Raw genomic sequence first — 7,569 nt, 5'->3', positions numbered from 1 at the left:
GATCACACCTGCGCCCGAACGCCCCGCCCGACAACCGCAGACACCCTTCACCGTCGACCACCCGCGCCAAGGGCGGCCGATCGATCAACGCTGTGCCGAGTCGTCAGTTGACCTCGTGTCGAGTAGAAGGAGCCGTCGTGCAGTCTTCCGCGTCCACCACCGTCATCGACAGTCGAAGTGTCGTCGCCCTGTTGTCCCGCCTGCGTTCCGTGGCCGGCCAGGCGGATCCCCTGCCGCTGTACGCCAGTCTACGGGAGATGGGCGACGTGGTGCCCGCGCCCTGGGGCGGCTTCCTGGTGGTCGGCCATCGTGCCTGCGACGAGGTTCTGCGCAGCCCCGATTGGCTCGCCCTGGACCGGGCCTGGCGGGCGCGACAGACCGACGGCTCGCGGTGGTCGACACCCTCGTCGCGCGAACTCGAACAGACGCTGGTGGCGCTCAACCCGCCGGAGCACACCCGGATCCGCAGATCCGTCAACAACATCTTCGACCGCGGCACCCTGGAGACACTGCGCCCGACCGTGCAACGCGTGGCGAACACCCTGCTGGACACCCTGATCGAGCAGGCCGGGGACGCGGACGCGGACTTCGCCGAACTCGTCGGCGAACAACTGCCGGTGGCCACCGTGGGGCATTGGCTCGGCCTGCCGCCCGAGGACTTCGACCTGCTCCGCGCGCTCACCCACGCGCAGGCGTACGCCCAGGAGTTGTTGCCCACCAAGCGCCAACTCCGGGCGGCGGACGAGGCGGTCGGGGGGCTGCGCGAGTACTTCACCGCGCTGGTCGCGCGCCGCCGCGCCGCCCCCGGCGACGATGTGATCTCCCAGTGGTTGCGCGCCTGGGACGCGTTGGAGCCCGATCGCGAACTCGCGGACGAGCACGTCTACTCGCTCGCCATGTTCGTGGTGATCGCGTCCCTGGAGACCACCTCCACCCTGCTGTCCACGATGGTCTGGACCTTCGACCGGCATCCGGCGCAGCGGGCCTGGCTGGGCGCCCACCCGGCGGCGCTGGCCGACGCCGTCGAGGAGGTCTTCCGATACGACCCGCCGATCCACGTGACCACGCGCTATGCGAGCAGGGACCTGGTCCTGGCGGGCATGCCGATCGGCCGCGGCGAGGTCGTGCACACGATGTTGGGTGCGGCCAATCACGACCCGGACCTGACGCCCGACGCGCACGCCTTCGACATCACCCGACGAGCCCGGCACATCTCCTTCGGCGGCGGCATCCACTACTGCATCGGGGCGGGCCTGGCCCGCCTGGAGGCCGGTGTGCTGCTGGAGGCGATCGTACGTCGCCTGCCCGCGCTGCGGGTGGTGGCGGAGCCGACGTGGGAACCGCGGCTGGCGTTTCGCCGGATCACCCGGATGCCGGTGAGCGTGCGCTGAGCGAATCGCCGGCGGGGTGGACGCGGCGGTGTGCCGCGACCACCCCGCGGCGTCGACGTGCGACCGGCGGGCGTGGGTGTGCGCTCAGCGCGCGGTCGCCGCGCCCAGGAACGCGGACAACATGTGGCCGTCGAGCATCGAGAGATCGCCGAAGCGGTCGCTGCGGCTGTAGGCGTTCATCAACGTCTTCGACGCGTGCAGGGCCGCGACCGGCCTGCGGACGACCGGCTTGACCCAGCGGCTCACCGCCGCGTCCAGTTCGGAGGCCGGCACCACCTGATGCAGGATCGACAACCGGTGTGCGGTGTGCGCGTCGAACGCGTCGGCGGTCAGTACGAGTTCGCGGATCCGGGCGGCGCCGACCTCGCCGATGAGTCGAGCCATCGCACCGCCCCACGCGGTGGGCAGTCCCAGGGCCAACTCGGGCATCCGGAACCGTGTCTCGATGTCGCCCACCCGCAGGTCGCAGAAGATCGCCAGGGCCAGCCCCGCCCCGACCACCTGGCCGTGCACCCGCGCGATGGTGACCGGATCGGCCGCGGCGAGCCCCTCGCACACCGCTCGCGCCTTCTCGCCGATCCGGCGCACGGCCGGCCCGCCGGGATCCTCGGCCGCCAGCCGTAGCAACTCGCCGCGATCACCGCCCAGGCAGAACGAATCACCCTCCCCGGACAGGACGAGCACTCGCACGTCGGTACGCTCCCGCAGGTCGGCAAGCACCGCCAGGAGGTCGTCCAACATCTGCTCGTCGAGCGCGTTGCCCCCCTCCGGCCGGGCCAACCGCACCTGCAATACCGCCCCTTCGAGGCTGGTGCGCACCGTCTTCAGATCCAGCGAGTCCACGAGGGTGATCCCTTCCGGTCGCGAGGGGAAACGCCGCCGCACCACGCGGAAGCCCCCGTCGATCACCAGATCGTCGCATCGATGATCACGCCTTGAGGAGCCGAATCCACGCCATTCGAGGGCCCGCCACCGGAGCATCCAGGCCACCCCGTCGCCGACCGCGGCCCGCTCACCCCGCCGTTCCCGGCCCCGGCTCGCGGGTGGCGGCGGCCGCGGCGGCGAGCAGTTCGGGGACCGTGCCGGTGAAGTCGCGGACCAGGCGGGCGGTCACCGCCCAGGCGTCGCCGCCGGGGCCCAGATGTTGCTCGACCAGGGCGGACAGCCGCTCGGCCACCTCCGCGAGGGCCACCGGGTGGGTGTACAGCGCGGCCAGGATCATCGCGGCGCCGCGCCCCTCGTACAGGAACTCTTCGGGGGTGACCAGGCGTTCGGTGACGCAGCGGGCCCAGTGCGCGTTGTCCTCGCGGGCGATGCTCGCGCGCATGTCGCCGCGGCGCAGTGCGGCCAGGGCGAGTATGCGTGATCGGGGCGCGAGTTGGGCGACGCACGCGTTCGGGGCGGTTTCGATCAGCGCGAGGGCGACCGGTTCGGGGACGGCCGGGTGGGCGGCGAGCGCGCCGACGGCGTGCCGCGTCACGGTGCCGCGGGCGAGCGCCTTGTGCACGTCGTCCCACGGTATCCGGCCGCCGATCCGGGACTGTTGGGCGATGAACCGAGGGAGGTGGTCGCCCAGATCGCCGGTGGTCTCGCGTCGGGTGACGCGCTCGATGTGGTCCAGGACGTCCTGCGCGGTACGGGCGGAGCCGAGCACCTCGCCCAGGCGCAGCCGCGACTCGAAGGCGTGGCCAAACGCCGCGGCCGAGTGCGCCGCCGCGCGCAGCAGGTCGAGTCGACCCGCCTCGGCCAGCCGTCGGTAGGCGACCAGGGTCGGACCGGTACCGAGGTGGTCGACGCGGGCGAGGGCGGCCAGGACGGTCTCGGGGTCGCGCGCGAACACCGCGAGTTTCGCGTCCTCCACGCGTGGGTCGGTGTATCCGTGCGAGGGGTCGTGCCGCGGCAGCGCGTCCAACGTGTCGAGCGACGCCGCCGCCAGGGGCACCGGTTCGGTGCGGCCGGGGGCGTGTGGGGTGCCGGACCAGATCGCGGCGCGCACGTGCGCGGGGATGTCGGGTCGGGCCAGGATCGCCGCGTTGACGCGTGGGTCGTCCAGTCCCAGCAGTGCCGCGCGCAGGCCGGCGTGCTGGGCGTGGTTCGCGGCCAGCAGCGGCAGTCGTTCGGGGGCGGTCGCGGCGAGCGTGTCCACCAGGGCCGCGGCGAGCCGGCCGGCGAACGGCGTGGTGAGCGTCCGGCCGCACAGGGCGGTCGACACGTCGTCGTCCAGTGCGGCGACGATCGCCGCCGCCGCGCGCGGATCGGCCTGGCGCAGCAGCACCGTCACCGGGGAGCGCACGCTCGTCGCCTCGTGCCCGGGGGTCGTCGGGCAGTCCCGGGGCGGCCCGATGCCGGCGGCCTCGTCGAGGAGGTCGGCGATGCTGCCGTGGTACGGCGAATCCGCGTGCAGCAGGGAGGTCGCGGTGCGCCAGCGCTCCGGGTCGGTGCCCAGCGCCGCGCGGACGGTGCCTCGGAACAGGCGGACCAACTCGGCGAGTTGCCCGGACCGCACGGCGGGCAGGCGGTTGCCGGTCCGGGTCGCCAGGTCCTCGACCAGTTCGATGGCCTTGGCCGCGTGCGGGGCGCGGAAGATCAGGTCGTGGGCGGTGAATCTGCCGGTGGCCAGGCCGATCCGGGCGGCTCGGGTGTGCGGCGGGCCGGGTGTCTCGTGGGCGAGCACGGCCAGGGCGGTGTGCCGCGGGCAGGTCGGCACGGCGACGATCTCGGCGCTCACCGCGGGGCCCCAGGAGGCGACACAGGCGAGGTCGGCGGCCCGCGCCCACTGCGCGGCGGTCCACGACTCGGGGCGACAGGCGTGCAGTTGCCGCCACTTGCCGAACGTCGGCCGCAGGGCGGCCCGGGCCATCGTGTGCATGGCATCGGGAGCGTTGCCGGCCGGTGGCTTGGTCCGGCTCTCGGCCCCGGCGCGGCGCAGGTGTTGCGGGGTGTCGAAGCGTCCGTACACCTGGGCGCGCACCTCGTCGGCCGGGTCCTCGGCCAGCAGCGCGAGGGTGCCCGCGTCCAGGGGTGCGTTGCGCACCAATCGCGCGCGATCGGCCGCCGGTGCGTGACGGGCGATCCACGCGGCGACGGGCGGGGGCAGCGACAGATCGGTGTTGGCGAGGAGCTGCGGGCCGATCTCCGGGAACAGTCGGCGCATCGCGGCGTCGAGCCGGTGTCCCCGGGAGTCGTCTGTGGCATCGAGTAGAACCAGCAGCGATTCGATCACGGCCCCACCCTGCCGGCCCGACCGCGACGCCGGCTGCGGTACCGCTCAGGAACTTCGGCTCGGTCCTGTCCGAGGACTCGACTCGGTGTCGCCCGCAACCTCGGCTCGGTCCGTCGTGGGCAGGACGTCGCGCAACGCGGCCACCCAGGCGGCTGCCCCCTCGGTGCCGCCGTCGACCACGACCCGCCGGGTCAGTCCCGCGAGCAGTGCGCCCAGCGCCCTGGGGCGCAGGTCCTGGTCGGGGTCGACGCCCAGTCGGGCGGCGGCGATGCCGACCGCGTCCTGGGCCAGCGCGTCGATCCGCAGGATGGCGAATTCGTGCACGGAGCGGATGTCGGCGAAGCGGCGGCGGAGTTCGCGTCGGCGGGCCATGGTGCCGGCCGGCTCGTCCGCGGTTCCGTTGGTATAGCCGTCGAAGGCGTGCGCCAGGGCCGCCCACAGGTCGAGGTCGGCCGGCGCCGCGGCGAACCGGTCGACGATGTGCCGGCCGAAACCCCAGCCGAAGAGCAGTGCTTCCTTGCTCTCGTAGTAGCGGAAGAAGGTGCGGTGCGCGACGTCGGCCCGGGCGCAGATCTGGTCGACGGTGGTGCCCTCGAAGCCGCGCTCCTCGAAGAGATCCAGGGCCGCGGTCCGAATGGCGTCCCGGGTCTGCGCCTTCTTGCGTTCGCGCAGTCCCGGTCCGGTCGTCGCGGCGTGCGTCTGCTCGCGCATGGTCCTCCCATTCGATGCCGTCCGAAGGCCGGGGCGGGCTTCGTGACGGTGTGTGGCGGCTTCGTGGTCGCGGGGGTTCGGGGCCCGGGGTTCGGGCTCCCGGATTGCAATCTTCCCCGCCACAGAAGTTTGCACTACTGTCATCTGGCAGTTGTGCCACTTATCGGGGTCGGTGCAGGTCCGCCCCCGTGGACCCGTGTTCCCCCGGACGGAGCGAGGGCGGGTCGGCCCGGACCGCCCGTTCGGCAAGCGCCGGCCGCGGTCCGAAGCACCCCACACCCGCCCCCGATCACCACCACGAGGACTGATCCACCATGCTCCGCACGCTGCGCCACCACGATGGCACCCGCTTTCGCGACCTCAACCACAACGGGACCATGGAGCCCTACGAGGACCCCCGGCTCCCGATCGACGAACGCGTCGCCGACCTGCTGGGCCGGATGACCCTGGCCGAGAAGGCCGGCCTGATGTGCTGCGGCCGGATGGTCCCCGGCAACGGCTCGCGCATCCCCACCGGGGCCGAGTCGATCGGCGAACGCGGCGTCAACACCTTCGGCCTCACCGCGATGCCCGCGCCGGTCGAGATGGCCCGGTGGAACAACCACGTGCAGGAACTGGCCGCCGCCACCCGGCTGGGCATCCCCGTCACCCTGGCCTCCGACCCCCGGCACGGCTTCACCGAGAACCCCGCCACCGCGTTCACCGGTGGCGCCTTCAGCCGCGGCCCCGAACCGATCGGCCTCGCGGCCACCGACGACCCCGAGCTGGTCCGGGAGTACGCCGCCGCGATGGCCGCCGAACTGCGCGCCGTCGGCGTGCGCGTCGCGATCCACCCGATGGCCGACCTGGCCACCGAGCCGCGCAAGCCGCGCACCAGCGGCACCTTCGGCGAGGACGCCGACCGCGTCGCCCGCATCCTGGCCGCCTACATCCGCGGCATGCAGGGCGAGCGTTTGGGCCCGGACAGCGTCGCGTGCATGACGAAGCACTTCCCCGGCGGCGGCCCCCAGGAGGGCGGCGAGGACCCGCACTTCGCCTACGGCACCCGCACCGTCTACCCGGGTGGCAACCTCGACTACCACCTGCGGCCGTTCGAGGCCGCGTTCGCGGTCGGCACCGCCCAGGTCATGACGTGCTACTCGATTCCGGTCGGCACCGCGCTCGCCGAGGTCGGCTCCTCGTTCAACCGCGACGTCCTCACCGGCCTGCTGCGCGACCGGTACGGCTTCGACGGCGTGGTGTGCAGCGACTTCAACGTGCTCACCGGCATGGAGATCCCCGGCATCGTCGCACTGCCGCCCCGCAACTGGGGCGTCGAACACCTCACCATCGCCGAACAGGCGGCGATGATGTTGCACGCCGGCGTCGACCAGTTCGGCGGCGAGACCCGCACCGACCTGATCATCGACGCGGTGCACTCGGGCGCCGTCGAGGAGAGCCGCATCGACGCGTCGGCCCGGCGCATCCTGCGCGACAAGTTCCGGCTCGGCCTCTTCGACGACCCGTACGTCGACCCCGAGGCCGCCGAACGGGTGGTGGGACACCCCACCCGCGTCGAGCTCGGCCGCCGCGTGCAACAGCGCTCCCTGGTCCGCCTGACGGGGGAAGTGTTCGTGGCGGAGCCGCGGCGCCGGCTGTACGTGGAGAACATCGACCCCGAAGTCGCCGCCCGTTACGGCACGGTGGTCCAGCGACCCGAGGACGCGGACCTGGCCGTCATCCGGATCGACGCCCCCTACGAGCCCCGCGAGGGACTGCTGGAACGCCACTTCCACGCCGGCTCCCTCGACTTCCCCGCCGGCGAGGTCGAGCGGCTGGGCAAGCTGTGTGCGACCGTACCCACGGCGATCGACGTCTTCCTCGACCGCGCCGCGATCCTCACCGAACTCGCCGGTTGTGCCACCGCCCTCCTCGCCGACTTCGGCGCCGACGACGACCTGGTCCTGGACGCGGTCTTCGGCCACGCCCCCACCCCCGGCACGCTGCCCTTCGACCTGCCCTCGTCGATGCGCGCGGTCGAGGACTCCCGCGAGGACATGCCATTCGACACCGGCGAACCGCTGTTCCGCTGCGGACACCCGCACTCGACCCGGTGACGACACCCGGCGAACGTCCCGACCTCCGGTGGGTCGAACCGCCGCCGTGGCGGCGGCCCCCCCCCCGCCGGCCCGGCCCCCCCGGGGGGGGGGGGGGGTGGGGGGTGGGGGCGGGCCGCGGGGGGGGGGGCGCGGGTCGACCCCCGCC

5 protein-coding genes are annotated in these 7,569 nt (G+C 73.3%); 2 read left to right on the top strand and 3 right to left on the bottom strand.

What is annotated here, in order from left to right; all coding sequences use genetic code 11:
- Nucleotides 1-137 precede the first annotated feature (137 nt).
- Entirely contained in the window at nt 138-1,391 is a 1,254-nt protein-coding gene (locus ACFXMF_RS45645) for a cytochrome P450 (protein ID WP_360320179.1), read from the top strand.
- Nucleotides 1,392-1,475: 84 nt separating this feature from the next.
- On the opposite strand, the gene ACFXMF_RS45640 is transcribed toward ACFXMF_RS45645, so the two are convergent.
- From ACFXMF_RS45640 to ACFXMF_RS45630, 3 genes are all read right to left on the bottom strand, one after another.
- The gene (locus ACFXMF_RS45640) at nt 1,476-2,243 is read right to left on the bottom strand and encodes an enoyl-CoA hydratase/isomerase family protein (RefSeq protein ID WP_360320331.1); all 768 of its coding nucleotides are present in this window, start codon (nt 2,241-2,243) and stop codon (nt 1,476-1,478) included.
- A gap of 160 nt (nt 2,244-2,403) precedes the next feature.
- Nucleotides 2,404-4,614 carry a hypothetical protein gene (locus tag ACFXMF_RS45635; protein WP_379992502.1) on the bottom strand — a complete coding sequence of 737 codons (2,211 nt, stop codon included), beginning with the start codon at nt 4,612-4,614 and terminating at the stop codon, nt 2,404-2,406.
- Between the two features lie 45 nt (nt 4,615-4,659).
- Nucleotides 4,660-5,325, bottom strand: coding sequence for a TetR family transcriptional regulator (locus ACFXMF_RS45630; protein ID WP_379992504.1), 666 nt, complete (start codon nt 5,323-5,325; stop codon nt 4,660-4,662).
- A gap of 314 nt (nt 5,326-5,639) precedes the next feature.
- Between ACFXMF_RS45630 and ACFXMF_RS45625 the strand changes: the two genes are divergently transcribed.
- The gene (locus ACFXMF_RS45625) at nt 5,640-7,421 is read left to right on the top strand and encodes a glycoside hydrolase family 3 protein (protein ID WP_379992505.1); all 1,782 of its coding nucleotides are present in this window, start codon (nt 5,640-5,642) and stop codon (nt 7,419-7,421) included.
- Nucleotides 7,422-7,569: the final 148 nt, after the last annotated feature.

The organism is Embleya sp. NPDC059213 (assembly GCF_042754445.1).
In the GTDB taxonomy this organism is placed as follows: Bacteria; Actinomycetota; Actinomycetes; order Streptomycetales; family Streptomycetaceae; genus Embleya.
Note: the sequence above shows the minus strand (reverse complement) of the source record. Positions and strands in the feature narration are given on the sequence as shown.

Bases quoted from the DNA above. Each gene is read 5' to 3' on its own strand.
- ACFXMF_RS45630 (WP_379992504.1), bottom strand. From the start codon at position 5,325: ATGCGCGAGCAGACGCACGCCGCGACGACCGGACCGGGACTGCGCGAA.
- ACFXMF_RS45625 (WP_379992505.1), top strand. From the start codon at position 5,640: ATGCTCCGCACGCTGCGCCACCACGATGGCACCCGCTTTCGCGACCTC.